The sequence below is a fragment of the Curtobacterium sp. 314Chir4.1 genome (assembly GCF_900215175.1).
Classification (GTDB): Bacteria; Actinomycetota; Actinomycetes; order Actinomycetales; family Microbacteriaceae; genus Curtobacterium; species Curtobacterium pusillum_A.
The window spans coordinates 698,797-724,460 of sequence record NZ_OCMI01000003.1; the positions used below are offsets into that span (position 1 = coordinate 698,797).

General features: G+C 72.0%; 22 protein-coding genes. 14 read left to right on the plus strand and 8 right to left on the minus strand.

Going from position 1 to position 25,664, the window contains the following annotated elements:
• Window positions 1-93: 93 nt before the first annotated feature.
• Both CRP27_RS12275 and CRP27_RS12280 read left to right on the plus strand, forming a co-directional pair.
• Complete coding sequence (locus CRP27_RS12275; RefSeq protein WP_141399761.1) at window positions 94-1,128, plus strand: alpha/beta hydrolase; 1,035 nt, start codon at window positions 94-96, stop codon at window positions 1,126-1,128.
• Between the two features lie 323 nt (window positions 1,129-1,451).
• Entirely contained in the window at window positions 1,452-1,757 is a 306-nt protein-coding gene (locus CRP27_RS12280; protein ID WP_097180912.1) for a hypothetical protein, read from the plus strand.
• 10 nt (window positions 1,758-1,767) lie between these two features.
• On the opposite strand, the gene CRP27_RS12285 is transcribed toward CRP27_RS12280, so the two are convergent.
• From CRP27_RS12285 to CRP27_RS12295, 3 genes are all read right to left on the minus strand, one after another.
• Window positions 1,768-4,932, minus strand: a complete 3,165-nt coding sequence (locus CRP27_RS12285; RefSeq protein WP_097180913.1) for an efflux RND transporter permease subunit — start codon at window positions 4,930-4,932, stop codon at window positions 1,768-1,770.
• A gap of 108 nt (window positions 4,933-5,040) precedes the next feature.
• Window positions 5,041-5,703 carry a DUF6518 family protein gene (locus tag CRP27_RS12290; protein WP_097180914.1) on the minus strand — a complete coding sequence of 221 codons (663 nt, stop codon included), beginning with the start codon at window positions 5,701-5,703 and terminating at the stop codon, window positions 5,041-5,043.
• Between the two features lie 171 nt (window positions 5,704-5,874).
• Window positions 5,875-7,341: a PLP-dependent aminotransferase family protein gene (locus CRP27_RS12295; protein ID WP_097180915.1), complete on the minus strand. Its 1,467-nt coding sequence runs from the start codon at window positions 7,339-7,341 to the stop codon at window positions 5,875-5,877.
• Between the two features lie 60 nt (window positions 7,342-7,401).
• On the opposite strand from CRP27_RS12295, the gene CRP27_RS12300 reads away from it, so the two are divergent.
• The 3 genes from CRP27_RS12300 to CRP27_RS12310 all read left to right on the plus strand — a co-directional run bounded on the left by CRP27_RS12300 (window position 7,402) and on the right by CRP27_RS12310 (window position 9,601).
• The gene (locus CRP27_RS12300; RefSeq protein WP_217990733.1) at window positions 7,402-8,085 is read left to right on the plus strand and encodes a YitT family protein; all 684 of its coding nucleotides are present in this window, start codon (window positions 7,402-7,404) and stop codon (window positions 8,083-8,085) included.
• A 104-nt stretch (window positions 8,086-8,189) separates the two neighbouring features.
• Entirely contained in the window at window positions 8,190-9,023 is an 834-nt protein-coding gene (locus CRP27_RS12305) for a DUF4097 family beta strand repeat-containing protein (protein WP_097180916.1), read from the plus strand.
• A complete protein-coding gene (locus CRP27_RS12310; RefSeq protein WP_097180917.1) occupies window positions 9,020-9,601 on the plus strand; it encodes a PadR family transcriptional regulator in 582 nt (193 codons plus the stop codon). Before CRP27_RS12305 ends, CRP27_RS12310 begins: the two co-directional genes overlap by 4 nt.
• A 69-nt stretch (window positions 9,602-9,670) precedes the next feature.
• Here CRP27_RS12310 and CRP27_RS12315 read toward each other — a convergent pair whose 3' ends face one another.
• Window positions 9,671-10,459, minus strand: a complete 789-nt coding sequence (locus tag CRP27_RS12315) for a MerR family transcriptional regulator (protein WP_097180918.1) — start codon at window positions 10,457-10,459, stop codon at window positions 9,671-9,673.
• Window positions 10,460-10,589: 130 nt separating this feature from the next.
• Between CRP27_RS12315 and CRP27_RS12320 the strand changes: the two genes are divergently transcribed.
• The 4 genes from CRP27_RS12320 (at window position 10,590) to CRP27_RS12335 (ending at window position 14,467) form a co-directional block, all read left to right on the plus strand.
• Entirely contained in the window at window positions 10,590-12,827 is a 2,238-nt protein-coding gene (locus CRP27_RS12320) for an APC family permease (protein WP_097180919.1), read from the plus strand.
• 4 nt (window positions 12,828-12,831) lie between these two features.
• Window positions 12,832-13,569 carry a hypothetical protein gene (locus CRP27_RS12325; RefSeq protein ID WP_097180920.1) on the plus strand — a complete coding sequence of 246 codons (738 nt, stop codon included), beginning with the start codon at window positions 12,832-12,834 and terminating at the stop codon, window positions 13,567-13,569.
• An 81-nt stretch (window positions 13,570-13,650) separates the two neighbouring features.
• Window positions 13,651-13,917 (plus strand): DUF3072 domain-containing protein, encoded by a 267-nt coding sequence (locus CRP27_RS12330; protein WP_097180921.1) that lies wholly within the window; start codon window positions 13,651-13,653, stop codon window positions 13,915-13,917.
• A 109-nt stretch (window positions 13,918-14,026) separates the two neighbouring features.
• Entirely contained in the window at window positions 14,027-14,467 is a 441-nt protein-coding gene (locus tag CRP27_RS12335; RefSeq protein WP_097180922.1) for a DoxX family protein, read from the plus strand.
• A 224-nt stretch (window positions 14,468-14,691) separates the two neighbouring features.
• Here the strand turns inward: CRP27_RS12335 and CRP27_RS12340 are convergent, their stop codons facing one another.
• A complete protein-coding gene (locus CRP27_RS12340) occupies window positions 14,692-15,810 on the minus strand; it encodes an NAD(P)-binding domain-containing protein (RefSeq protein ID WP_097180923.1) in 1,119 nt (372 codons plus the stop codon).
• A gap of 157 nt (window positions 15,811-15,967) precedes the next feature.
• On the opposite strand from CRP27_RS12340, the gene CRP27_RS12345 reads away from it, so the two are divergent.
• Entirely contained in the window at window positions 15,968-16,189 is a 222-nt protein-coding gene (locus CRP27_RS12345; RefSeq protein ID WP_070417000.1) for a DUF3073 domain-containing protein, read from the plus strand.
• A gap of 403 nt (window positions 16,190-16,592) precedes the next feature.
• Here CRP27_RS12345 and purM read toward each other — a convergent pair whose 3' ends face one another.
• Window positions 16,593-17,687: a phosphoribosylformylglycinamidine cyclo-ligase gene (gene purM / locus CRP27_RS12350; protein WP_097180924.1), complete on the minus strand. Its 1,095-nt coding sequence runs from the start codon at window positions 17,685-17,687 to the stop codon at window positions 16,593-16,595.
• Between the two features lie 72 nt (window positions 17,688-17,759).
• Here purM and purF point away from each other — a divergent pair, with 72 nt between their 5' ends.
• The gene (gene purF, locus CRP27_RS12355) at window positions 17,760-19,217 is read left to right on the plus strand and encodes an amidophosphoribosyltransferase (protein WP_097180925.1); all 1,458 of its coding nucleotides are present in this window, start codon (window positions 17,760-17,762) and stop codon (window positions 19,215-19,217) included.
• A 146-nt stretch (window positions 19,218-19,363) separates the two neighbouring features.
• Here the strand turns inward: purF and CRP27_RS12360 are convergent, their stop codons facing one another.
• Window positions 19,364-19,759, minus strand: a complete 396-nt coding sequence (locus tag CRP27_RS12360) for a hypothetical protein (protein ID WP_097180926.1) — start codon at window positions 19,757-19,759, stop codon at window positions 19,364-19,366.
• A gap of 108 nt (window positions 19,760-19,867) precedes the next feature.
• On the opposite strand from CRP27_RS12360, the gene CRP27_RS12365 reads away from it, so the two are divergent.
• Complete coding sequence (locus CRP27_RS12365) at window positions 19,868-22,441, plus strand: helix-turn-helix transcriptional regulator (RefSeq protein WP_141399762.1); 2,574 nt, start codon at window positions 19,868-19,870, stop codon at window positions 22,439-22,441.
• A gap of 313 nt (window positions 22,442-22,754) precedes the next feature.
• On the opposite strand, the gene CRP27_RS12370 is transcribed toward CRP27_RS12365, so the two are convergent.
• The gene (locus CRP27_RS12370) at window positions 22,755-23,117 is read right to left on the minus strand and encodes a sterol carrier family protein (RefSeq protein ID WP_097181065.1); all 363 of its coding nucleotides are present in this window, start codon (window positions 23,115-23,117) and stop codon (window positions 22,755-22,757) included.
• Window positions 23,118-23,174: 57 nt separating this feature from the next.
• On the opposite strand from CRP27_RS12370, the gene purD reads away from it, so the two are divergent.
• Together purD and CRP27_RS12380 are read left to right on the plus strand one after the other, a co-directional pair.
• Window positions 23,175-24,449, plus strand: a complete 1,275-nt coding sequence (purD, locus tag CRP27_RS12375; RefSeq protein WP_097180928.1) for a phosphoribosylamine--glycine ligase — start codon at window positions 23,175-23,177, stop codon at window positions 24,447-24,449.
• Window positions 24,446-25,315: a phosphoribosylaminoimidazolesuccinocarboxamide synthase gene (locus CRP27_RS12380; RefSeq protein WP_097180929.1), complete on the plus strand. Its 870-nt coding sequence runs from the start codon at window positions 24,446-24,448 to the stop codon at window positions 25,313-25,315. The genes purD and CRP27_RS12380 overlap by 4 nt, the downstream gene beginning before the upstream one ends.
• Window positions 25,316-25,664 lie beyond the last annotated feature (349 nt).

The following is a 25,664-nucleotide window of genomic DNA, read 5'->3' on the forward strand; positions in this document are numbered from 1 at the left end:
CCGGCGGAGTCGTCCGCTGGGTGGAGTGCGCCGTGTGGTCGTTCGTCCCGCAGGTGGACGTCGGCGCGCGGGCGGCGAGTTACGGTGGACTCGATGAGGTCAGGCCGTCGCACGTTGCTCGCGCTCGTCGCCGCGGTCGTGGCGCTCGGCGCGGTCGCGTCGTGCAGCTCGGACCCCGTGGGCGACGAGAACCGCACGGTCACCGCCGACCCCGTGATCTACCCGCTGTCGTTGCGGTACCACGGCATCGACGTGGTCGCCGACGTGCCGTACGGCTCGGAGGCCCTGCAGCGCCTCGACGTGTGCCTGCCCGCGGACAGCGCCCCGGACACCACGACGACGCCGACCGCGACGGCCGTCCCCACGCCCACTGCCGCTGCGTCCGCGGCGGCTGACCCTGGTGCACTCGCCGAGGCAGCCAGCGGCACCCGCCCCGCCGTGCTGATGATCCACGGCGGCAGCTGGTCGCACGGCGACAAGGCGACGGCGGCGTACCGGTCGGTGTGCAAGTACCTCGCGTCCGAGGGGTTCGTCACGTTCAACGTCGACTACCGGCTCGCGCCGACCGACCCGTTCCCGGCCGGGCTCGACGACGTCCGACGGGCGCTCGACTTCGTGTTCCGCCCGACGACGCTGTCGACCTACGACGTGGACAGCAAGCGGGTCGGGGTGTTCGGGGGCAGCGCCGGCGGGAACCTCGCGGCGATGCTCGCCGTCACCGACCACGACTCGACCGCCTACGCCGAGGGCGATCGCATCCGTGCCGTCGTCGACCTGAGCGGGCCGACGAACCTGACCTCGCGGTCGACCCGGGCGGACGGGGTCTCGGCGTCGTTCCAGCGGAAGCAGTTGCTGTACCTCGGGTGTCGGACCTACGCGAACTGTCCGGCGGCGACCCGGGCTTCGCCGGAGTACCACGTGACCTCGGACACCGCGCCGTTCTTCATCGGGCACTCCACGGACGAGTTCATCCCGCTGTGGGAGTCGCAGGAGTTCGCGGCGACCCTGCGGAAGCACGACGTGCCGGTGACGTTCGTGGCCGTGGAGGGGTCGGCGCACTCGATCGCGCAGCTCGACGAGGCGATGAGCAAGCGCGTGGCGACGTTCCTCCGGGGGCACCTGGGCTGAGCGCCGGGGCCGGTGCGGCGTGCGGCGTGCGGCCCGAGACTCGCGGTCAGCGACAGTTCTCGGGCTGTGGAGCGCGAGAAGTGTCGCTCAGCCCGAGTCTCGGCTGATCGGACACTCCGCGGGTGTTCGCGGCGCGAAAGCGACAGCGTGCCGCCGAGTCGCCACGTCCGTACCGCCATCGCGACATCGTGCTGCGGGAACACGGCGTGGATCTGTCGCTTTCGCGGAGGGCCGGCAGAACCGAGCCGGGCGCGCGTACCCCGGGCGGGTGGCACCCGGAGTCGGGACTGCCGCCGAGAGCCGCACCCGCGCAGACTTCCGGGGTGACCGACACCTCGACCCGCCCTGCCCGCGACACCGCCACCCGCTGGGAGCGGCACTCGACGCTGCAGACGTTCGCCGAGCTCCTGCTCGGCCTGTCGTTCACCGCTGCCGTGGCCTTCGGTGGGTACGCCGCCGTGACCGGTCGGATGACCGTGCTGTCGCAGGGCGCCGGGGTCGTGTTCCTCGTGACGCTGACGTGCGTGCTCGTGTCGTGGTTCCGCGCCGTCGAGCGCGAGGAGCGCCCGGCGGCACCGGCCGCTCCGGCGGACCCGATCGCCGCCGTCGACGCCGAGTACCGCCGCTAGCCCTCCGCCACTAGCCCGCGGCAGACTCCGCAGCCGCCGCACGCCGGTCCGCCCGACGCTCGCGCGCCCGCTCGACGACGAAGTACAGCGCCGGCAGCACCACGAGGGTGAGCAGCGTCGACGACACCAGGCCGCCGATCACGACCAACGCGAGCGGCTGCGAGATGAACCCCGACTTGCCCGTGAGCCCGATCGCCATCGGGACGAGCGCGAAGATCGTCGCGAGGGCCGTCATCAGGATCGGGCGGAGGCGTCGGATCGCGCCCTCGACCAGTGCTTCGCGCACACGGAGGCCTCGTCGGCGGTACTGGTTCACGAGGTCGATGAGCACGATGGCGTTCGTCACGACGATGCCCACGAGCATGAGGACGCCGATCAGGGACGCGACGCCGATCGGGATGCCCGACGCGATCTGCAGCAGGATCGCCCCGGTCGCCGCGAACGGCACGGACACGAGCAGCAGGAGCGGCTGGAGCAGGCTGCGGAACGTCGCCACCATCACCACGTAGACGATGAGGATCGCGATCAGCGCCGCGAGCAACAGCTGACTGAACGCCGACGACTGGCTCGAGGCCACGCCGCCGATCGTCGCCGAAGCACCCCGGGGCAGGTCGAGTCCGTCCACCGCGGTCGTGACGGCCTGCACCGCGGCGCCCAGGTTGGTGGCGTCCGGGGTGACGGTGATGGTCGCGGTCCGGACGGCGTCCGAAGTGGTGACGGTGGTCGGGCCCTCGGCACGCTCGACGGTCGCGACGTCGGACAGCGGGACGACTCCCGTCGACGTCGGGATCGACAGGCCCCGGAGCGCGGCCGAGGTCGTCGGCGGCTCCGGGTCGGCGATGTACACGTCGAGCGAGGCATCGTCGATCTCCACCGTGCCGGTGTCGAGCGGTGAGACGGCTGCGGCGACGATCCCGCCGATCTGCGTCTCGGTGAGGCCGAGCGCCGCCGCCTTCGACCGGTCGACCCGGACCGCGAGGTACGGCTCCGCCGAGGACAGGTTGCTCGACGCCCCGGTGGTGTGGTCGACCTTCCGCATCTCGCGGAGGACACGGTCGGCCGCGGTCCGGAGCTGGTCCTGGGTCGGCGCCGTGACGTCCACCTCGATGTCGCTGCTGCCGCCGAAGCCACCGCCCGCCGACGAGACCGTGACGTCACCGGCCCCCTCGAGCGCGTTCAACCGCTTCCGGGTGTCCGACTGGATGCGGTCCTGGTCGGCGTCGGCATCCGTCGTCACGGCGTACTGGATCGACGCGGACGCCCCGCCGCCGAACGCGGCCTGGATGGACTGTCCGCTCGTGCCGATGGTCGTCTGCACGGTGTCGACGCCGTCCACCTCGCGCAGCTGCCGTTCGACCTTCCGGGCCTCGTCCGACTGCACGTCGAGGCTGGTGCCCGGGTCGAGGTCCTGCGTCACCGTGAAGGTGTTCTGGCCGGAGTCGCCGAGGTAGTTCGTCTTGACGAAGGGCAGCGCCGCCGCGGTGCCGCCCAGGACGACGACCGCCAGGATGAGCACCGTCCACGGGGTCCTGAGCACCCACCGGAGGACGGGTTGGTAGCCCCGACGCAGGCGGTCGGGAGCGGCCGCGTCGTGCAGGTCCGCCGCGGACGCGAGGGCTCCGGTCGTCGCGGACCGGCCGGGAGGCGCGGTGTCGGTGGACGCGTCGGCCGCGGCTGACGAGGTGGTCGCGCCGGCGTGCTTGTGCGTCTTCGGGGCGCGCAGGAACCAGTACGCGAGCACGGGCACGATCGTGAGCGACACGAGCAGCGAGGCGACGAGCGCCATCGTCACGGTCAGGGCGAACGGCCGGAACAGCTCACCGACGAGCTCGGCCACGAACGCCACCGGCAGGAACACGACGACCGTCGTCACGGTCGACGCCGTCACCGCGCCGGCGACCTCGCGCACGCCGTCGAGCACCGCCTGCCGTCGGTCGACGCCGGGTTGCAGGTGCCGCTTGATGTTCTCGATGACGACGATCGAGTCGTCGACGACGCGGCCGATCGCGATCGTGAGCGCCGCGAGGGTGATGATGTTCAGCGTGTAGTCCGCCGCCCGCATGCCGATCGCGGCGAGGAGCACCGACGTCGGGATCGAGATCGCGGTGACGATCGTGGACCGGACCGACAGCAGGAAGAGCAGGATCACGACCACGGCGAAGCCGAGGCCGAGCAGGCCTTCCTCGGCGAGGGAGTCGATCGACTGCTGGATGTACGGCGCCTGGTCGAACACCACGGTGATCTTCGGGTCGCCGGTGATCTTCTTCTCGATGTCCGGCAGGGCGTCCCGCACGGTGGTCGAGACGTCGACGGTGTTGGCCTCCTGCGTCTTGGTGATCGCGATCGTCAGGGCCTGCTCGCCGTCGACGCGACTGATCGAGGTGCGCGGGGACTCCTGGATCGCCACCTTCGCGACGTCGCCGATGGTGGCCGCCGAGGTCCCGCCGGTCAGGGGCAGCGCCTCGATGTCGTCGAGGGACGCGATCCGCTGCCCGGTCTGCACCGAGAGCGTCGTGCCGTCCTGCGTGATCGTGCCGCCGGGGATGAGCGTGCCGTTGTCGTCGAGGGCGTCCGAGATGGCGGTCTGCGAGAGGCCCCGTGCGGCGAGCGCCGCCCGGTCCGGGGTGATCACGACGCGGCGGCCGGGGTTGCCGAAGACGTCGGCCTCGCGCACGCCGTCGAGCTTCTCGAGGTCGGGGATCGCCGTGGCGTTCAACCGGTCGACGAGCTGTTCCTGGTCGCCCGTCGCCGATACCGCGAGCTGGATGACCGGCAGGTCGTCGAATGACCCGGTGACGATCTGCGTCTGGACCGAGTCGGGCAGCGACAGCGCGTTGACGACGGTCTGGATCTTGTCCTCGGCGCTGGCGAGGTTCGACCCGTAGGCGAACTCCGCGGAGACGACGCTCTGGCCGGTGGACGAGGTCGCGGTGGTGGACTTGAGGTCGGGCACCGCCTGGATCCCCTGTTCGATCTTCGTCGAGACGTCGTTCGACACGACTTCCGGCGTGGCACCGGGGTAGGCGCTGACGATCGCGATCTGGGGGAACTGGACGCTCGGGATGAGCTCCTGCTTGAGGCTCGTCAGCGCGATGCCGCCGAACACCGCGACGACGATGGTGACGAGCGCGATGAGGGCCCGGTTGCGGAGGCTGAAGACCGAGAGGAGGTGCACGGTCCGATCCTTGCAGGACCGACCCGTGCGTGGACGCGATCACCGCGATCCGTGGAGAACCCGGAGCGGACCGGTACCGGTGGAGGACGATCCGGTACCGAACGGACCTCAGCCGCCCAACGCCAGGTACGCACCGAGCACCCCGACCGTGCCGAGGACACCGATCCCGAGCGCCACGACCCGGCCGAGCGGGTCGCGGGCGGTCAGGACGGCCACCGCGAGGAGCACGACCCCGACGACGATCTCGACCACCCAGGCCACCGGCCCGGTGGTGTCGGCGACCTGGAGCAGTGCCCGGACGCCCTCTCCGACGAGCACCGCCGCGGTCGCACCGAGGGCAGCGCCACGCCACCGCACGCTCGGAGAACGGACCGCCACGGCGACGGCCCCGGCGAGCATCCCAGCGGGGATCCCCACGAGGACCCAGAAGTTCGTGACGGACAGGACGTCCGGGAAGCCACGGAGGTTCGTCGTCGCCCAGTACCCCACGTGCATGAGCTCGAGCAGGACCACGCCGAGGAGCATCGCGAGCGGCAGCGCGACCCGGCCCGCGCGGACGCCGGCCAGCAGGCACAGCAGCACGGCGACGACGAACCACGGTCCGGCGGAGTTCGAGACGGTCGACAGCCCGGGGACCGCCTGACCGAACGAGGTCAGCACGCCGGCGAGCAGCGAGCCGGTCAGCGCCATCGTGACGCGGGCGGCCGGCGGCACCGCTGCACACGCGACGCGCTCCGGAGCCGTGGGCGTCGCCTTCATGGTCGTGTCCATGCGACAAGACTCCCGTGCCGACCGGCCGGACCACATCACCCCACGGAGCGAGATGCCCGCCCCGCCGTCACCCCACAGGATGACGGGCCGCACACGCGCACACGCGCGCACCCGCGCACCCGCGCCCACGCGCCCACGCGCGCACCCGCGCTCACGCGCGCACCCCCACGCTCACACCACCGCGGCCAACGACCCCCGCACTCCGGCACTGTCCCCACCGATCCGCGCCCACGACCGTTCCAGCACGTCGACGAGTCGCACCCGGTCGGCCGGCGGCATCGTGAACGGCACCCGCAGGAACCGCTCGAACCCGCCGTCCGGGCCGAACACCCCGCCGGACGCGAGCACGACGCCCTCGGACCGCGCGGCGAGCACGAGCGCGCTCGACACCGGCCGACCGAGCCCGACCCACGTCGTCAACCCGCCCGCCGGCGACGGGACGTCCCACTCCGGGAGCCGCGCGCGCAACGCGCCCACGACGTCGTCGCGACCCTGCCGCAGGTACTCGCGCCGCGCCTCCAGGACGGCCGCCGTACGTGGCACGAGCTCCCGCGCGACCAGCTGGTCGAGGACGGGCGTGCCGAGGTCGCCCGTCGGCCGGGCGAGCAGCAAGCGCTGCAGGAGGTCGGGCGCAGCCCGGATCCACCCGATGCGCAAGCCGCCCCAGAACACCTTGTCCGCCGACCCGATCATCACGACGGCATCGGACCCGGCGGCCAGCGGGAGCGACGGCGTCCCCTCGATCCGGAGCTCCCCCATCGTCTCGTCGGCGATCACCGTGGTGCCGGTCGAGGCGGCCACCGACAGCAGCAGCTCCCGCGTCGACTCCGACATCGTCGCCCCGGTGGGGTTGTGCAGCTCGGGCATCACGTACGCCACGGCCGGTGCGGTCCGCCGCAACGTGGTCTCGAGCGCGGCGGCGTCCCACCCGGTCCGGGCGTCGACGGGGACGCCGACGAGGCGGCCGCCGGCCTCGCGGAACGCCTCGTGCGCGTGCGGGTAGGTCGGCGACTCGACCAGGACGGCGTCGCCGCGACGGACGAGCACCCGGGCGAGCAGGGCGATGGCGTGCTGCGCGCCGATGGTGACGACGACCTGCGAGGCGTCGGTGGGCAGCCCGCGTTCCGTGTACCGAGCGGCGATGGCCGCGCGGAGTCCCGGGTCACCGACGGTGTCGTAGCCGATGCCGGCGAGCGCCGCCGGGACGTGCCGCACGGCCCGTTCGACGGCCTCGGCGATCCCGGGGGCCGCGTGCATCGCCGCCTTGCGGAGATCGAGCAGGTCGCCGGACACCACGCCGCCGAGCCGTTCCGGGTCCGGCCGCCCGGCGAGGTCCCGCGGCAGGTGGACCACACTGCCGGAGCCACGGACCGACACGAGGAAGCCGTCGGACCGCAGCCGCGAGTACGCGTTCGCCACCGTGGTGCGGGAGACCCCGAGGGCGGTCGCGAGTCCGCGCTCGGCCGGCAGACGCACGCCCAGGGGGATCCGACCGTCGATCACCAGGACGCGGAGGGCGTCGGACAGCGCTTCGTACGCCGGGGCGTCGGTGGCTGCACGCCAGTCGGTGAGCAGGTGCGCGGCGGCACGGGCGCTGAGCTGGACGGCGCCGGTGCGGGTCGCGGGCAGGACGGTCATGGATCCACGGTAGCCGAATTGGCCCTCGACGTGCAGTCCAATCCCGCGCACGATCGAGCCATGCCCCGCTCCACCATGCCCCGCTCCACCGCCCTCACGCTCCGATTCGCCCAGCTCTTCGTCGGCCTGTTCCTCTACGGGGCGTCGACCGCGCTGCAGGTCCGGGCCGTCGTCGGCGTGAGTTCGTGGACGGTGCTCACCGAGGGCCTCGAGAACGTGGTCCCGTGGTCGTTCGGCGTGATCACCGTGGTGTCGAGCGGCGTCATCCTGCTGTTCTGGATCCCGCTCCGCCAGAAGCCCGGCATCGGCACGCTGCTCAACGCCCTCGCGATCGGACCGTCGGCGGACCTCGTGCTCTGGCTCGTCCCGACCCCGTCGGAGCTCGTCGGGCGGATCCTGCTGTTCGTCGCCGGACTCCTGCTGCTCGCGCTGGCCACGGCGTTCTACATCGGCGCCGGGTTCGGCACGGGCGCCAGGGACGGCCTGATGGTCGGCCTGCACGAGCGGCTCGGCTGGCCGGTGTGGGCCGCGCGGACCGCGATCGAGGTGTCGGTCGTCATCGTCGGCTGGCTGCTCGGCGGCGACGTCGGTGCGGGCACCGTGATCGCCGCGTTCGCGATCGGCCCGATGGTCCAGCCCCTGATGCCCGTCTTCCGCCGGTTCCCGTGGAGTCCGGAACGCACGGCTCGCGCCGCGGCCACCGGCCTGGAGGCACGCCCCGCCTCCGCGACGACGGTCGCCTGAACCGGGTCGGCCGGGTCATCGGGCCCCTGGTGCTTGCAGAAGCGCGACTCGCGATATAACGTGTCGTCCACAGACGCGATACATCGCGAGTTCGAGGAGGCAACATGGCCCAGGAGAAGTGGCTCGTCGAGGAGCCGAAGGTGATCGACACCGGGATCGTCCGCCGCTTGCGCGTCGGCCTCGCCGGTGGCCAGGTCGACGTCGTCGCGCACGACGAGCCGACCGCCCGCGTCGAGGTGCACAGCGTGTCCGGCAAGCCGATGAAGATCGAGCTCGACGGCGACACGCTCACCATCGACCACCCGCAGGTCCGCTGGGACGACCCGATCGGGTTCCTGAAGTCCTTCCGCGGCAAGGCCCACGCCGACGTCAGCGTGCTGGTCCCCCGCGACGCGATCGTCACCGTCGGGGTCGTCTCCGCCGGCGCACTGCTTTCCGGCACGAACCGCGGCGCCACGCTCAACACGGTGTCCGGCGACCTGGTCGTCGACGACATCGCGGGCGACGTGACGGTCAACGCGGTGTCCGGCACCACGACCATCCGCGAGCTCGACGGCGCACTGACGGTCCACACCGTGTCGGGCGACGTCGTGGCGACGGGGGCGATCCCGCGGTTCTCGGCCGACGGGGTGAGCGCCGACGTCGTGCTCGACCTGCACGGCACCCCGGACTCGGCACGCGTGAACACGGTGTCCGGATCGGTGAGCGTCCGACTCGAGGACGGCGTGCCCTACCAGTGCACCGTGAGCACGGCGTCCGGCAAGCTGCAGTTCGACGACTCGGAGATCCGGGGCGTCCGTGGCTCGTACGTCAAGCAGGGCGGCGAGCTGTCCGGGCAGTGGCTGGACCTCCGGGTGAACTCGGTCTCCGGCGACATCGCGGTGCTGCACGCGGCACCCGAGGCTCCGGCCGACGTGGACACGGAGGTCGTCGAATGAGCCCCGTCTTCGCCCACGGCCACCTGCGCCTGTACCTGCTCGTCCTGCTCGCCGACCACCCGATGCACGGGTACGAGGTCATCCAGGCCCTCGGCGACCGCTTCGGCGGCACCTACGTCCCGAGCGCCGGCACCGTGTACCCGCGGCTCGCCAAGCTCGAGGAAGAGGGACTCGTCTCGAAGTCCGCGGACGGCCGGAAGACCGTCTACGCGATCACCGATGCGGGTCGGGCCGAGCTGGACGCCCGCGCCGACGAGATCGCCGAGGTCGAGAACGGCGTGAACGACTCGGTGAAGTCGCTCGCCGACGGCGTCCGCGCCTCGGTGGGCGAGGCCATGCGGTCCCTCCGCGCCGACCTCGCCGCGAGCGCGCAGGCCCCGCGCGGCCGGACCGCCGACGAGCCCGTCGACGTGCCGTCCGAGGGTGCCCGAGCACTCCGCGAGGTCGAGATGGCCCTGTCGTCGTTCCGGCAGCAGGTCCGCGCGGACCTGCGCCGCCGCGCCACGCGCGGCACGCTCACCGCCGACACCGTGACGCGTCTGCGCGACGGCCTGGAGGCACTGCGCAGGTCGCTCTGACGGCCGCAGGCCGACGGACGGGGACGACCCGTGCCTCCAGGCAGTCCGCCAGCAGGCACGGGTCGTCCGTCACAGGCCGCTGTCGGCCAGCGCGTGCATCGCGTCCCGCAGGGCGCGCGCGGCGCCCGTACCCGCCCACTCGTAGGCGTGCGTGAACCGCTCGTCCTGCACGTACATGTCGGCGAGCGTGCGGAACCGGTCGGCGGTGAGCTCGGCCGGGGGCGTCGCCTGCGCGAGCCAGGCGAACTGGCGCCGCGCGAGAGCGGTGCCGGCGTCCGATGCCGGCCCCGCACCGGACGCGGCGAGCGCCGCGGCGTCGTGCGCGATCGCCCGTTGCTCGGCCTGGAAGGCCTCCTTCGCACTGGCGTCCTTCGACTCCCACCAGCGTGCGCCGCGATCCCAGGCGTCGGCGCCCCAGCGCTCCTCGACCTCCTGCTTGAACCGGGTCTGGTCGAACCCGTCGAACGTGTCGGTGGCGTTCATGTCCTCTCCCTTCTCGATCCTGGTGATGGTGGTGCGCACCGCCGCGAGCTGTCGGGCGAGCCGGTCGCGCTCGCGTTCCAGCCACGCGACGTGCGCGGTGAGGGCCGTGACGTCGTCCTGCTCCCCGTCGAGGACCCGTCGGATCTCGGGCAGAGCCAGTCCGAGCCCGCGCAGGAGCAGGATCCGCTGCAACCGGACGAGCGCGCGGTCGTCGTAGCGGCGGAGCCCGCCGTCGCCGACCGCCGTGGCGGGCAGCAGCCCGATCGCGTCGTAGTGGCGCAACGTGCGGCTCGACACACCGGCGGAACGCGCCACCTCGGCGATGCCGTGCGGTGCTTTCGCAGCTGCGCCCGCCGTGTCTGTCGAATCCCTCATGCAGCCCACGCTAGAGGTTGACGCAGCGTCAACCACAAGGGGTTTTCGGACCGTGTCGCACGAGAACGCGGCGAGGTGGGGAATACCGCCCCCGTGACCCGTGTTGACTCGCGCTCCGAAACGAGTAGGTTTGCCGCTCGTGACGAACGAGATCCGGTCGTTGAAAGCGCGACTGATCGGGGATCCCCTCCCCTCCGAGAAGCTCGAAGGGCAGCTCCTCCCGAAGCACCTGGCCCTGCCGATCTTCGCGAGTGACCCGCTGTCCTCCGTGGCGTACGCGCCGCAGGAACTCCTCATGATCCTGCTGCTCGGTGGGATGGCGTTCCTGACGTTCGCCCCGTGGGTCGCCGCGCTCGTCGTCCTGCTGCTCGTGGTCGTCGTCGCGTCCTACCGACAGCTCATCAAGGCGTACCCGTCCGGTGGTGGCGACTACGAGGTGGCGCACCGGAACCTCGGCGAGAAGGCCGGCCTCGTCGTCGCGTCCGCGCTGCTCGTCGACTACGTGATGACCGTCGCCGTGTCGGTCGCGTCGGGCGTGGACAACATCATCTCGGCGCTCCCCGTGCTCAACGAGTTCCGGGTCGAGCTCGCCCTGCTGTTCGTCGTGCTGCTGGCGGCCGCGAACCTCCGTGGGGTGCGCGAGTCGAGCAAGGCCTTCGCCGTGCCGACCTACCTGTTCGTGGCGTCCGTGTTCGTCATGGTCGTCACGGGGTTGCTCCGCGCCGCGTTCGGCAACGCGCCGGTCGCCGAGTCCGCCGCGTACACGGTGCAGAACGTCGAGCACACCACGCAGGCGGCCTTCATCCTGCTGCTCCTGCGCGCCTTCGCCTCCGGCTGCTCGGCCCTGACCGGTGTCGAGGCGATCGCGAACGGCGTGCAGGCGTTCCGCCGCCCGAAGATCAAGAACGCGCAGATGACCCTCGTGTTCATGGGATCGATCGCGATCGTCCTGTTCGTCGGGCTCATCACGCTCGCCCTGATCTCCCGCGTGCACTACGCCGAGGACGCCTGCGACCTGCAGGGCTTCGCGGCCTGCGCGACGCACCCTCAGCGTTCCCTGATCGCCCAGATCGCCGCCGCGACGTTCGGCAACAACACGGTGCTGTTCTTCGTGATCCAGGCGACCACCGCGGCGGTGCTGCTCCTCGCGGCCAACACGGCGTTCAACGGCTTCCCGCTGCTCGGCTCGATCCTGGCCCGCGACTCGTACGCCCCGAAGGCGCTGTCGACCCGCGGTGACCGGCTCATCTACTCGAACGGCGTGATCGTCCTCGCGCTCGTCGCGGCGGCGCTGCTCATCGTCTACCGCGCGAACGTCACGAGCCTGATCCAGCTCTACATCATCGGTGTCTTCGTGTCGTTCACGCTCGGGCAGACCGGGATGATCGTGCACTGGACGCGGTTGCTGCGGGAGGACCGCGCGGGGACCACTGCCGAGCCCGTCAACCGCGGGCAGGTCGTGCGCTCGCGGGCGATCAACGCCACCGGCGCGACCTTCACGTTCGTCGTCCTCGTCATCGTCACGATCACGAAGTTCACCCACGGCGCGTGGCTCGTGTTCCTCATCATGCCGATCCTGTTCGTCCTCATGCTCGGCGTGAACCGCTACTACCGCGACGTCTCGCACGAGATCGAGGCCGACGAGGAGACCCAGTTCGGCGCGACCGGCGACCACGCGATCGTCCTGGTGAACAAGCTGCAGAAGCCGGTGCTCAAGGCCCTCGACTACGCGATCGCGGCGAAGCACGCGAGCTTCGAGGCCGTGCACGTCGCGATCGACGACGCCGAGGCCGCCCGGCTGCAGGCGCAGTGGGCCGAGTACGGCATCGAGGTCCCCCTGACCATCGTGCCGAGCCCCTACCGCGACATCTCGATGCCGCTCATCAAGTACATCAAGGCGCACCGGATGGAGCACGGCTCCGAGGTTGTCACGGTCTACACACCCGTGTTCGTCGTCGGACACTGGTGGGAGAACTTCCTGCACAACCACCGTGGCCGCCGGATCCGCAAGAAGCTCCTGCTCGTGCACGGTGTGACCGTCGCCCTCGTGCCGTGGCTGCTCGACTCGTCGGAGCTCCTCTACGGCCGCCGCTCCCGTCCGCTGCCGGGCCAGGAACGCCGCGGCGAGCCGATCCGTCCGGCACTCCGACGCTCCCCGCACGGCGTCTTCCAGCACGAGGCGCAGGACGACCGGCTGCTCCGGTCCGCGCAGCGCAACAGCCTGCAGCCGCGGCGTGCGACCCGTCCGGCCGGCCCCGCCGAGGGCGTCGACCAGACCCAGTGCACCGGTGAGATGCACGTGCTCGTGCCGTCTCCCCCGCGCGGCGACGGTGCTTCGTCTCCGCACGGTGACGGTCGTAGCATCTGACGTCATGACGATCTCCGACCTGCGCACCTTCGCGACGTTCGACGGGCACGGCGGCAAGGTCTCGAAGCGCGTCGAGGTGCTCGACCACGAGCCCACGCCCGGCGGCCCGCACGAGGGACTCGTCGCCGTCCGCGGACCGCACCCACTCGGGGCGCTCGACGAGCGGACGGCGGAGGACTCGACACACCGCATCGGCTGGGTCGACCCCGCGACGCTCCGCGACTGGTACCGCCCGGACCGCGTCGTCGTCTCGCGACTCGACGCGCGGCGGTCCGGGCTCGAACCAGGGACGTACGCGGATTCGCGCGGTCGCGGACGGGTCCGGATCGACGGTCTGGAGGCACGGCTCGCCCCCGACGGCCGGCCCGCGTTCCGCGCGCTGGCCGGCCCGGCGGACGCTCCGGTCGCGGACGTCCCGCTGCCCACGGACCAGGCGGTGCGGCTCGTGGTCGTCCGGCACGTCGAGGAGGGCCTGGAGATCGTGACCACCCCGGTGTCGCCGTTCCTGTCGCCCGGTCGCTACACCGCCTACGACGACGACGTCGTGGGCCTGCCACCACGGGAGGCCACCGGGCACCAGGTCGTCAGCGCCGCCGTGCTGCTCGACGGCACGCTGCACCAGGTCGAGCGGATCGACGAGCGGGCGGCGACGATCTGGATCCGGCGGGGCGACCGCTCCGTGCCGATCGCGGCGAGCTCGATCGGGCCCGACCTGGTGCGGTACACGGCGGTCGCCGACTGAGGCGGGGTCCCGCCCCTGGGTTCCGTTCGGGGGACGCCGTGGTTGGGGTCGTCGTCGGGGGTGCGGCGTAGCGTCCCCGGCATGAGTGATGCAGACCCGACCCAGCAGCCCGCCTCCGACCTCGCGGGCGAGACCCTCGGCGGCGCCCGTCCGGACCCGTCGACCGACGCCAGCAAGGACCCGGAGGAGTGGGTCACCGGTGACGAGCCGATGACCGGCCCGCAGCGCAGCTACCTCGACACCCTCGCCCGCGAGGCCGGCGAGGAGCTCCCCGCCGACCTCACCAAGGCCGAGGCCTCGGAGCACATCGACCGCCTGCAGCAGCAGACCGGACGCGGCGCTTCCTGAACGCACGTCCGCGTTTCGGCGGACCCGGGCCTGGACGTGTCCTGGTGATGCCCGGGCAGTCCCCCGAACGAGGGGGAACGGTGACGCGTCACCCGTTAGCTTCGACGCCATGCGAACGACATCGACCTCCATCGGCCTGACCGCGCTCCGCATCGTCCTCGGGGTGGTGTTCATCGCGCACGGCGCCCAGAAGTTCGCCCAGGGCATCGGCTCCGTGACCGAGGGCTTCTCCGGCATGGGTGTCCCGCTCGCCGAGGTCGCCGCACCCCTCGTGGCCGGGCTCGAGCTCGTCGGGGGCGTGTTCCTCGTGCTCGGGGTCGCGACGCGGGTCGTGGGCGTGCTGCTCGCGGTCGACATGGTGGTCGCGGGCCTGCTCGCCCACGCGTCCTCGGGGTTCTACTCGCAGGACGGCGGGTTCGAGTACGTGCTCGTGCTCGCGGTGGCGTCCCTGGCGGTGGCGCTGACCGGGCCGGGGCGGTTCTCGCTCGACGCGGTGTTCCTCCGCGCGTCACGTCGGCGCCGTGGCGTACAGGAGCCCCTCCCCGCCTGACGCTGGCTCCGTGCCCACCTCGCACCGTGCGAGGCGTCGGCGCCCACGCCTGCGCACCGTGCGAGGCGTGGGCGGCCGCGCCTGCGCACCGTGCGAGGCACCGGCGGCCACGCCTGCGCATGGTGCGAGGTTCCGTGCGTCGTGCGACCCTGCGCACCTCGCACGGGGCGCGGAACCTCGCACACTGTGGACACGCCGTCGGGCCACCCTCGCACCGTGCGAGGTCACGCTCCGGCGAGCACGTCCATCACCTGACGAGCGATCCGCCGCCCGGCGCGGTTCGCCCCGATCGTCGAGGCCTGCGGGCCGTACCCGGCGAGGAACAGCCGCGGCTCGTCGACGGAGCGTCCGTCCTCGACCACGATCCCGCCAGCAGCGGTCCGCAGGTGCAACGGTGCGAGGTGCCGCAGGTCCGCGCGGAACCCGGTCGCCCAGATCACCGCGTCGGCGTGCACGTGCTCACCGTCCGCCGTGACGACCCCGGTCTCGTTGAGGCGCGTGAACATCGGCGACTCGCGGAGTACCCCACGGTCGAGCCCCGCACGGATCCGCCGCGAGACGGGTACCCCGGTCCCGCTGACGATGCTCGGCAGGGTCTCCCCCGCGCGTGCTGCCCGGTCCTGCTCGTCGACGGCGGCGACGGCGGACTCCAGGTCGAGCGACGCGGACTCCGACCAGACCATCGGGCGACGGGTGAACCACCGCGTCCGGGCTCCGACCGCGTCGAGCTCGAGCAGGAACCCGATGGCGCTCGTCCCACCGCCGACCACGACCACGTCCTGCCCGGCGAACTCCTTGGCGCTCCGGTACTCGGTCGTGTCCACCTGCCGACCCCGGAAGACGTCGCGGCCCGGGTACCACGGGACGAACGGCGTGCCCCACGTGCCGGAGGCGTTCACCACCACCTCGGCAGCGATCCTGGCCGTGCCCCCGTCGGCGTTGGTCGTCGTGACGCAGAGTTCCTCGGCACCGTCGATGCGCGAAACGGACGACACCGCCACGGGGCGCCGGACCCGCAGGTCGTAGTGCTGCTCGAAGCGCCGGTAGTACTCGCCGACGACGTCCCGGGCGGGCCGTGACCGGTCGGCATCGTCGAACCGGAGCCCCATCGCGTTCATGCCGGGCAGGTCGTGCACGCGGTGGGCCGCCCCGAGCCGCAGCGCTTCCCACCGGAACTGCCACGCGCCACCGGTGGCCGGCGCTCGGTCGAGGAGCACCAGGTCGCTCCCCGGCGTCAGCCCGAGTCGGCGCAGGTGGTATCCCACCGAGAGACCGGCCTGACCGGCGCCGATCACCACGACACGAGCGTGCTGGTCGACCGGGGGCGGGGCGTCGTCTGTCATCACTTCGATTCTGCTGTGCGCGGGGCCGTCGCGGCGACGTCCAGATCGGGGTACATGGTAGAGTGATCGGCAGATTTCAAACCACGAACCGTTCGGTTCCCCGGGTGACTCCTCTCCCGCCAGGACCGGACCAGAGCCGATCACGAGGGGGTCACGCATGGGGCGCGGCCGTCAGAAGGCAAAGCACACCAAGGTCGCCCGGGAGCTGAAGTACTTCAGCCCGGAGACGAACTACGGTGCGCTCGAACGCGAGCTCTCCGCCGGGCAGCACTCGGATGAGAACTCCTACGTCGACCGCTGGGCAGACCAATACGGGGATGACCAGCTCGAAGAAGACGACGAGTTCGAACCGCAACAGGACCAGAACAAGTCCGCCTGACCCAGGCTCGATGACGACGCCGCGCACCCTTCGGGGCAGCGCGGCGTTTCGTCGTGCGCACAGGCCCGCGGCCGCCCGTGCCGCTCAGCTGCTCGGGCCGGTCGCGCCCGTCGCGGCTCCGCGACAGATGCCCGCGCATCGTTCGACACCGCACGCGTCGATCGACCGGCGCAGTGTCGGAACCTGCACGCGCAGCGACCCCGACGCACCCACCCCACGAGGTCGCACGACCCGCCGCGTCCGTTCCGCCCCGGTCGCACGAACTGCCGCCCGGAACGAGTCCGGACGGCAGTTCGTGCGACCTCGAGGCCGCGCAGCGCCGAGCGGCCCGCGCAGGCCGCGCAGCGCCGAGCGGCCCGCGCGGAGCCCGCGCGGAGCCCGCGCAGCGCCCGCACGCGACACCTCAGCCCGCGTACGCCCCCACGAGCCGCACCGCGCCGCCGTCGACGCCCTTCGCGCCCTGTTCGAATCCGCTCAGGTCCCGCGCCGAGGTCGAGATCGTCCCGACGCTCCACGACGCGAGCCCGGCGGCCCCGAGCGACGCGATGACGTCGGACGCCGCAGCGGCCGACACGACCGCGAACATGCCGATGCCGAGGTTCCAGGTGCCCTCGGTGTCCTCGATCGGGGTCCCGGCCATCGAGGCGAGCACCCGGAAGACGGGCAGGGGCTCCCACGTGGAGCGGTCGACCTCGACCCAGGACCCGACGGGCAGGACGCGCGCCAGGTTCGCCGCGATGCCACCGCCGGTGACGTGCGACAGCGAGTGCACGGCGCCCGGGTGCTGCTCGATGAGCGACAGGAGCGGGGTCGTGTAGAGGCGCGTCGGCTCGAGCAGGGCTTCCCCGACCAGGCCGCCGAGCTCCGGCAGCGAGTCGGTGTACCCGACCCCGCGGGAGGACAGGATGTGACGCACGAGCGAGTACCCGTTCGAGTGCAGCCCGGAGGACGCGATCGCCACGACGACGTCGCCGTCCTGCACGAGGTGCGCGCCGAGCTGCGAACCGGCCTCGACCGCACCGACCGCGGCACCGGCCACGTCGTAGTCGTCCGGCCCGAGCAGGCCGGGGTGCTCGGCCGTCTCGCCGCCGACCAGGGCAGTGCCGGTCTCCGAGCAACCGCGGGCGATGCCGGCGACGATGTCCGCGATGCGGGCGGGGACGACCCGACCGCAGGCGATGTAGTCCGTCATGAAGAGCGGCTTCGCGCCGACCACGACGATGTCGTCGACGACCATGCCGACGAGGTCCTGGCCGATGGTGTCGTGCTTGTCGATCGCCTGCGCGATGGCGACCTTCGTGCCGACGCCGTCGGTCGAGGTCGCGAGCAGGGGACGTTCGAAGTCCTTCAGGAACGAGACGTCGTACAGCCCCGCGAACCCACCGACACCGCCCAGCACGGACGTGTTGTGCGTCGCCGAGACGGCGGACTTCATGAGCTCGACTGCGAGGTCACCGGCAGCGGTGTCGACGCCGGCCTCTGCGTACGGGTTGGGCATGCGTAGTCCTCCGCTAGGGCATGGCAGACTTGTTCGGTACCACCCGATTCTACGGTCTGGAGCACACCGCGAATGTGCGGCATCGTCGGCCTCGTTGCGCAGGGGCCTGCAAACCAATCCATCTACGACGCTCTGCTCCTCCTGCAACACCGGGGACAGGACTCGACGGGCATCGCCACGGTCGAGGGTCACATCCACCACATGCACAAGACCCGGGGTCACGTGCGGGAGTCCTTCCGAACCCGTGACATGCGTGCCCTCCTCGGCACGATGGGCCTCGGGCACGTCCGCTACGCCACGAAGGGCGCCGCGAGCAACGAGGAAGAGGCCCAGCCGTTCTACGTGAACGCGCCGTACGGCATCGTCCTCGTGCACAACGGCAACCTGACGAACACGCGGGAACTCACCCGTGAGCTGTTCGACATCGACCGTCGGCACCTCAACACGAGCTCCGACACGGAGCTGCTGGTGAACGTGCTCGCGCACGAGCTCCAGGGCCAGGTGCGCGGCAAGGACCTGGACCCCGGGCAGGTGTTCGACGCCGTCGAGCGCGTGCACGAGCGGGTCGAGGGTTCGTACGCCGCCATCGCGACCATCGCCGGGCACGGCCTGCTGGCGTTCCGCGACCCGTTCGGCATCCGTCCGCTCATCCTCGGGCACAAGTTCGACGAGGCAGGCAACCCCGAGTGGGTCGTCGCCTCCGAGTCGCTGGTGCTCGAGTCCGGCGGCTACGAGATCGTCCGCGACGTCGCCCCCGGCGAGGCGATCTTCATCGAGATGAACGGCCAGATGCACGCCCGCCAGTGCGCGAAGAACCCGCGCCTGGTGCCGTGCTCGTTCGAGTACGTCTACCTCGCCCGCCCCGACTCCGTCATGAACGGCATCTCGGTGTACGACGCCCGGCTCCGGCTCGGCAACCGTCTGGCGGACACGATCGCGCAGTACGCCCCCACCGGCGACATCGACGTGGTCATGCCGATCCCGGACTCGAGCCGTCCGGCCGCGATGCAGGTCGCGCAGAAGCTCGGCATCGAGTACCGCGAGGGCTTCTACAAGAACCGCTACGTCGGCCGCACGTTCATCATGCCGGGGCAGGCGGAGCGCAAGCGGTCCGTGCGCCAGAAGCTCAACGCGATGTCGTCCGAGTTCAAGGGCAAGAACATCCTCATCGTGGACGACTCGATCGTGCGCGGCACGACGAGCCGCGAGATCGTCGAGATGGCCCGCGCCGCCGGTGCGAACGAGGTCACCTTCACGAGCGCCGCTCCCCCGGTCCGCTACCCGCACGTGTACGGCATCAACATGCCGACCCGCGCGGAGCTCATCGCCCACGACCGGAAGATCCCGGAGATCAACAAGGTGCTCGGCAGCGACCACCTGATCTACCAGGAGATCGGCGACATGCGCGACGCGATCATCGAGGGGTCCGACGTCACGGACCTCGAGATGAGCTGCTTCACGGGCGAGTACGTCACGGGCACCGTGAGCCCGGAGTACCTGTCCTGGGTCGAGGCCAACCAGCTCAGCTGAGTGGGGGTCGCGAACGCGACGCCGAGACCGACTGGAGGTGGGCCCCACCAGCCGGTACCGGCGCACCGCGCCAGCGGGGTGACGGCCGTGCCTGGAGGGACGGTGCCAGCTGGCACCGCGCCTCCAGTCCGTTGACCTGGTCGCGTCTACCGCGCCTGGTCGCCGTGGTCCTCGATCTCACCCTCGACCGTCTCGGGCGGCAGCTCGACCTCGACGCGCTCCGCCGTCAGGCGGGCCGCGCGACGCGCGAACACGCGGTCCAGGACGACGGCGACCACCGCGCCGACGAAGGCACCGATGGTGACGCCCCACAGGCTGAAGTACCCCACCAGGCTGCCGAAGCTCGCGGTCTCCTGCTGGTCGCCGCGGTCGATGTTCATGGTCAGCGACACCACGATCAGCGTCGCGACGAAGCCGAGGAGCGCCCCGCCCACGATGAAGACCCCGAACTTCGGGGCACGGCGGATCGTCACCTCGTCGGAGGAGGTGACGGCGTTCGGCGCCGGAGCCGGTCGTTCGTCGGGTCGATCGGTGTTGCTCACCCGTCCATTGTCCCCCACTGTGGGACGTGCTCCGGCCTGCACGGGCGGTCAGATCCGGGAGAGGATGGTCGACACCGATCGGTATCCCACGCGGAGGAGGTGAGGCGGATGCGCGAACGGACAGCACGTGCGGCCCGTGTCCCGGCCCGCGTGGCGTGGCCGCTCCTCCAGCGTCGCGAGGAGGACCGGGCCGTCTCCGTCGTCGCCGAGCACCGGTGGAGCGTCGCGCTCGTCGGTGCGCCGGGCCTCGGCAAGAGCTCCGCGGCCGCCCGCGTGACCGACCGCGTCGCCGGTCGGGACACCTCCGGCCGGACCCTCGTCGTGCCGATCACCGCGGTGGCCGCCAGCCGGTCGATGCCGTTCGGCGCGGTCGTCGAGCGGTTCGGCGAACTGCCTGGATCGCTCGCGGAACTCGTCGGCGCCGGCGGGGCCGAGCAGCGCCTGCGCGAGACCGAGGACCTCGCGGACCGCGACGTCCTCCTCCGTGTGGACGACGCCGACCACCTCGACGCCATCTCGGCGCGGTACGTGGCGTGGCTCGTGCGGGAGCAGGGGGCACGCCTGGTGCTCACCTGCCGGGACTTCGCCGCGCTGCCCGAGCCCCTCCGCGCCCTGTGGCAGGACGACCTGCTCGAGCGGATCGACCTGGAGCCGCTGGACCTGCACGAGACGTCGTCGCTCATCGCCGAGGCCCTCGGGGCGCAGCTCGAGACCGCCTCCGCCGAACGCGTGCACCGCGCGACGGCCGGCAACCCGCTCTACATCCGCGAGGTCGTCCGGTCCGCGCTCGCGTCCGGCGCCCTCGACCAGACCGCCACCGGGTGGTACTGGCGCGGCCGGGTCACGGCGTCGAACAGCCTCGCCGACATGTACCGCACGGAGCTCGGTTCCCTGCCGGAGGACCTGCGCGACGTCGTCGACATCGTCGCCCTCGCAGACCCGATCCCCCTCGCCCGCCTGATCGGCCTGGTCAGCGGCGGGGACGTCGACCGGGTGGTGGCCCTCGGCCTCGTCCGGATCGACGCTCTCGAGGACGGCGCCGCGGTCGCCCGGCCGTCGCACCCGCTCGTCGGCGAAGTGGTCCGCGCCCTCGTCCCGGTGGCACGGCGCACGGCGCTGTTCGCCCGCGCCAACGCCTTCCGCACCGACCGGCCGGAGGGCGCGCCGCCCGCGGCACGGCTCCGTGCCGCGCTGTGGTCGCTCGAGTGCGGCGTGCTCCCGCCCGTCGACCAGCTGCTCGACGGCGCGCAGGTCGCCGTCCGGCTGCAGGAGCACGAGAGTGCCGTCGCCCTGGCGTCCGCCGCGCTCCGCACGACCCTGACCCCGACGGAACGGGTGGCCGCGCACTGCCTCCGGTCCCTCGCGTACTCGTACAGCACCGGTCGCGAGGCCGGCCGCGCGGATGCCGAGGCCGCGTGGGCCGTGGTGCGGTCCACCCCGCACGAGGTCGACGACACCGCGGTGATCGAGGCGTGCGAGACGCTCGCCAACATCCGGCAGTTCCACGACGACGACACCCTGGCCGCGGTGGCGCTGACCGACGTCGCCGTCCGCTTCGTGTCGGCCGACGGGGCCGAGCGGCTCCGGCTGCTGCGGCTGGCGCACCTCGGCTGGGGCGGTCGATTCGAGGAGGTCCGCGCCGAGCTCGAGCGGACGGGCATCGTGCACGCGCCGACGATCCCGTTCGCGTTCCTCTGCCTGGCCCCGTGCGCGGTGATGGCCCTCGCGACCGCCGGCCGACTCGACGACGCCGCGGCCCTCGGGAAGGCGTGTCTGGCGACCGCGGTCGAGCACCTCGAGGACGCCCCGTGGAGCGTCGGCGAGATCGTCTCCGTCATGCACCAGGTCCAGGTCTGGCGCGGCGACATCGCCGACCTCATCACCGAGGTCCCGGTCCGGCGATCGAGCCCGTACCTGAAGTACGACTTCACCCTCGAACTCATCGGCGAGGGCAACCTGGCGCTCGGCCAGCGCCGCTGGGACGACGCCGTCGCCGCGTTCTCGGCAGCCTGCGAGCGCTACGACGTTGCGGACCACGGCGGGTTCGCGGCGTACCCGTGGGCCCGGCTCGCGATGTCGTACGCCTACGCGGGCCGGGCTGAAGAGGCGACGGCGGCGCTCGAACGCGCTCGGTCGACACCGCTGCGGGCGATGCGGATCATCGGGGAGCAGGTCGCCGTGACGATCTCGTGGACCGAGGCCGTGCTGGGCAACCCGGCGGGACTCCGGCACGCCGACGACATCATCGAGCGGGGCACCGCGAGCGGCTCCTGGACCCACGTCATGTACGCGCAAGCCCTGCACTACACGAACGACATGCTGAACGGGCGGGACTCCGCGGCGTCGCTCGACCGGATGCGCACCGCGGCAGCACGCGTCGACGGGCCCCTCGCCGGCGCGATCGTCGAGTACGCCGACGCCGTCCGGGCGGGCGACCGCACCCGGGTCATCGCGGCGCAGGGCGTCCTGGCGACGCACGGCATGGCCGTCACCGCCGGCCGGTCGAAGACGCCCCTGACGAACCGCGAGTACGAGGTCGCGAAGCTCGCCGCCGAGGGCCTGAGCAACCGGCGGATCGCGGAGTCGCTCGGGCTGAGCGTCCGGACGATCGACGCGCACCTGTCCCGGGTGTTCACGAAGTGGGACCTGCACGCGCGCACAGAGCTCTCGGAACTGCTCTGAGCTGCTCTGAGCTGCTCTGCCGGGCGCAACGGACCGTCCGGATGTCGCAGGTTCGTTGCGGAATGCAGCACGACTCGCCGGATCAGTTGACACGGTGTGACAAATGTCGCGTACCTTTGACCCTGTCGCCGGGTTCGGACCCGTTCGGGTCGGGTCCGAATCCCGGCGACTTCCACGGTATTCGGCCGGTTGATGACGTCACATCAGTAGGCACTACCTAATTCGGTTCGTCGGCCTTCGCAGGCGCGTCCGTACCGGCCTGGAGGCACGGGTCGGGCCCGCCACGATCCTCCAGTCCGTCGTCGGATCCGTCTCAGACGCCCAGCCGGACCGGCAGGAACGCCGTCAGGTCCGCGCGTGAGCCGGACGCGCTGACGCGCGACTGCGCGACGGCCTCGTCCCATCGCAGCGCGCCGGTGGCGAGCGCCAACCAGGTCGCCGCGTCCGTCTCGACGACGTTCGGCGGCGTCCCACGCGTGTGCCGCGGGCCGGGTACTGCCTGCACGGCGGCGAACGGCGGGACGCGGACCTCGACGCTGTTGCCCGGGACGTCGTCGGCGAGGCGTTGCAACGACCAGCGGACGGCGGTCGCCAGGTCCGGCCGGGCGGTCGAACCCTGCTGCACGGCGGCGAGCGCCGCGCGGCCCTCGGCGTCCTCGATCCTCCTGGGTGGCATGTCCACAGGCTAGCCGTCGCATCGCAACCGGCGAGTCGGGATCGGTAGGGTGATCGGGTGCGAATCCTCGTCCTCGGTTCCGGTGCCCGCGAGCACGCGATCATCACGGCCCTCCTCGCTGAGCAGGCAGGTCACGTCATCACGGCTGCACCCGGCAACGCCGGCATCGCCGCCGACGTCGACGTCGAGACGGTGTCCCTCGACCCGACGAACGGTGCGCTCGTCGCCGAGTACGCGATCGAGAACGGCATCGAACTCGTCGTCGTCGGGCCAGAGGCGCCCCTCATCGCCGGTGTCGCCGACCCCGTCCGGACCCGGGGAATCCCGGTGTTCGGTCCGAGCAAGGCCGCCGCGCAGCTCGAGGGCTCGAAGGCGTTCGCCAAGCGCATCATGGCCGAGGCAGCCGTGCCCACCGGGCGTCCGGTGTACGCCGGCACCGCAGAGGAAGCCGTCGCGGCGATCGACGAGCTCGGCGCACCGTACGTCGTGAAGGCCGACGGGCTGGCCGCGGGCAAGGGCGTCCTGGTGACGGAGGACCGTCAGGCCGCGATCGACCACGCCACCTACTGGCTGCAGCACGGACACGTCGTGGTCGAGGAGTTCCTCGACGGCGAAGAGGTCTCGCTGTTCTTCCTGAGCGACGGACACGACGTCCGTGCGCTCAGCCCCGCGCAGGACTACAAGCGCCTCGGCGACGGCGACGCCGGACCGAACACGGGCGGCATGGGCGCGTACTCGCCGCTGCCGTGGCTCGCCGACCGCTGGGAGTCGGAGCGCGCCTTCGTGGACGAGGTCACCGACCTCGTCGCGCTCCCCACCGTGCGCCGGCTCGAGCACGAGGGCACCCCGTTCGTCGGGCTGCTCTACTGCGGCCTGATCGTCACGGAGCAGGGCGTGCGGGTCATCGAGTTCAACGCGCGCTTCGGCGACCCGGAGACCCAGGTCGTCCTCCCCCGTCTGGCGACCCCGCTGAGCGGTCTCATGCTCGCCGCGGCCACCGGCCAGCTCGGGGCCACCCCGGCACCGGAGTTCCGCGACCAGGTCGCCGTGACCGTCGTGCTCGCGAGCGAGGGCTACCCGGAGAACCCTCAGACCGGTCGTCCGATCACCGGCATCGACGCCGCGAACGCCCGTGACGGCGTCTCCGTCGCACACGCCGCCACCGGCGTCCTCGACGACCAGCTCGTCGCGACCGGCGGGCGGGTGCTGAGCGTCGTCGCCACCGGGTCCTCCTTCGCCGAGGCCCGCGACCGTGCCTACGCCGGGCTGGGCGACATCACGCTCGAGGGCGCGCAGTTCCGCACCGACATCGCCGCGAAGGTCACCCGATGAGCCCGGCACCCGTGCTCGACGGCTGGCAGCACGTCTCGTCCGGCAAGGTCCGCGAGCTCTACGTCCCCACCGGCACCGCCGACGTCGCGAGCGCCACCGAGCTGCTGCTCGTCGCCTCGGACCGGGTCAGTGCCTACGACTTCGCGCTCGAGCCGCCGATCCCGGGCAAGGGCGAGCTGCTGACCCGGCTGTCCCGCTTCTGGTTCACCCAGCTGGCCGACGTCCCGAACCACCTCATCGGGCCGTCCGCCGGCGGGACCCCGGTGCCCGCGTCGGTGGCGTCCCGGTCGATGCACGTGATGCCGCTCGAGATGTTCCCGGTCGAGTGCGTCGTCCGCGGGTACCTGGTCGGCAGCGGCTGGGCGGAGTACCAGGATTCCGGCAGCGTCTGCGGCGTACCGCTCCCCGCCGGCCTGTCGAACGGCGACCGGTTGCCGGAACCGATCTACACGCCGGCGTACAAGGCACCGCAGGGCGAGCACGACGAGAACATCTCCTTCGAGCAGACCGTGTCGCTCGTCGGCGCCGAGACGGCTGCGGCGCTGCGGGACCTGTCGCTCCGGGTGTACACCGAGGCGGCGGCGATCGCGCTCGAGCGCGGGGTCGTCATCGCGGACACGAAGTTCGAGTTCGGGCGCGATGCGTCGGGGCAGATCCGGATCGCGGACGAGGTCCTGACGAGCGACTCCAGCCGCTACTGGGACGCCCGGTCGGGGAACCGCACGGAGTCGTTCGACAAGCAGATCGTGCGGGACTGGCTCAGCGCGAACTGGGACCGGCAGGGGACGCCCCCGGTGCTCCCCGAGGAGATCGTCACCCGGACGGCCGAGCGCTACCGCGAGCTCATCGAGCGCCTCGGCGCCTAGCGCAAGCCCGCACGCTCGCGAGGTCGCACAACACGCCGCTCACGTCCGGCGAGGTCGCACGAAGTGTCGCTCCCCAGCGCCGAGTGCGACACATATTGCGACCTCGGCGCGCCCGCCCGCGGGTCCCCCGGACGGGAGGGACGGGACCGGGCCGCCCCGCGCCTCCAGGCCGCACGCCCGCCACACGCTCACGCGAGGTCGCACAACACGCCGCTCACGTCCGCCGGGGTCGCACGAAGTGTCGCCCGCAAGCGCCGAACGCGACACATTCTGCGACCTCGGCGCGCCCGCTCGCGCGTCCGCCGGACGGGAGGGACGGGGCCGAGCCGCCCCGCGCCTCCAGGCCGCA

Bases quoted from the DNA above. Each gene is read 5' to 3' on its own strand.
- CRP27_RS12340 (WP_097180923.1), bottom strand. From the start codon at position 15,810: ATGACAGACGACGCCCCGCCCCCGGTCGACCAGCACGCTCGTGTCGTG.
- CRP27_RS12300 (WP_217990733.1), top strand. From the start codon at position 7,402: ATGCCCCGCTCCACCATGCCCCGCTCCACCGCCCTCACGCTCCGATTC.
- CRP27_RS12290 (WP_097180914.1), bottom strand. From the start codon at position 5,703: ATGGACACGACCATGAAGGCGACGCCCACGGCTCCGGAGCGCGTCGCG.
- CRP27_RS12305 (WP_097180916.1), top strand. From the start codon at position 8,190: ATGGCCCAGGAGAAGTGGCTCGTCGAGGAGCCGAAGGTGATCGACACC.
- CRP27_RS12330 (WP_097180921.1), top strand. From the start codon at position 13,651: ATGAGTGATGCAGACCCGACCCAGCAGCCCGCCTCCGACCTCGCGGGC.
- CRP27_RS12345 (WP_070417000.1), top strand. From the start codon at position 15,968: ATGGGGCGCGGCCGTCAGAAGGCAAAGCACACCAAGGTCGCCCGGGAG.
- CRP27_RS12335 (WP_097180922.1), top strand. From the start codon at position 14,027: ATGCGAACGACATCGACCTCCATCGGCCTGACCGCGCTCCGCATCGTC.
- CRP27_RS12380 (WP_097180929.1), top strand. From the start codon at position 24,446: ATGAGCCCGGCACCCGTGCTCGACGGCTGGCAGCACGTCTCGTCCGGC.
- CRP27_RS12325 (WP_097180920.1), top strand. From the start codon at position 12,832: ATGACGATCTCCGACCTGCGCACCTTCGCGACGTTCGACGGGCACGGC.
- CRP27_RS12370 (WP_097181065.1), bottom strand. From the start codon at position 23,117: ATGCCACCCAGGAGGATCGAGGACGCCGAGGGCCGCGCGGCGCTCGCC.
- purF (WP_097180925.1), top strand. From the start codon at position 17,760: ATGTGCGGCATCGTCGGCCTCGTTGCGCAGGGGCCTGCAAACCAATCC.
- CRP27_RS12310 (WP_097180917.1), top strand. From the start codon at position 9,020: ATGAGCCCCGTCTTCGCCCACGGCCACCTGCGCCTGTACCTGCTCGTC.
- CRP27_RS12275 (WP_141399761.1), top strand. From the start codon at position 94: ATGAGGTCAGGCCGTCGCACGTTGCTCGCGCTCGTCGCCGCGGTCGTG.
- CRP27_RS12315 (WP_097180918.1), bottom strand. From the start codon at position 10,459: ATGAGGGATTCGACAGACACGGCGGGCGCAGCTGCGAAAGCACCGCAC.
- CRP27_RS12365 (WP_141399762.1), top strand. From the start codon at position 19,868: ATGCGCGAACGGACAGCACGTGCGGCCCGTGTCCCGGCCCGCGTGGCG.
- CRP27_RS12295 (WP_097180915.1), bottom strand. From the start codon at position 7,341: ATGACCGTCCTGCCCGCGACCCGCACCGGCGCCGTCCAGCTCAGCGCC.
- purM (WP_097180924.1), bottom strand. From the start codon at position 17,687: ATGCCCAACCCGTACGCAGAGGCCGGCGTCGACACCGCTGCCGGTGAC.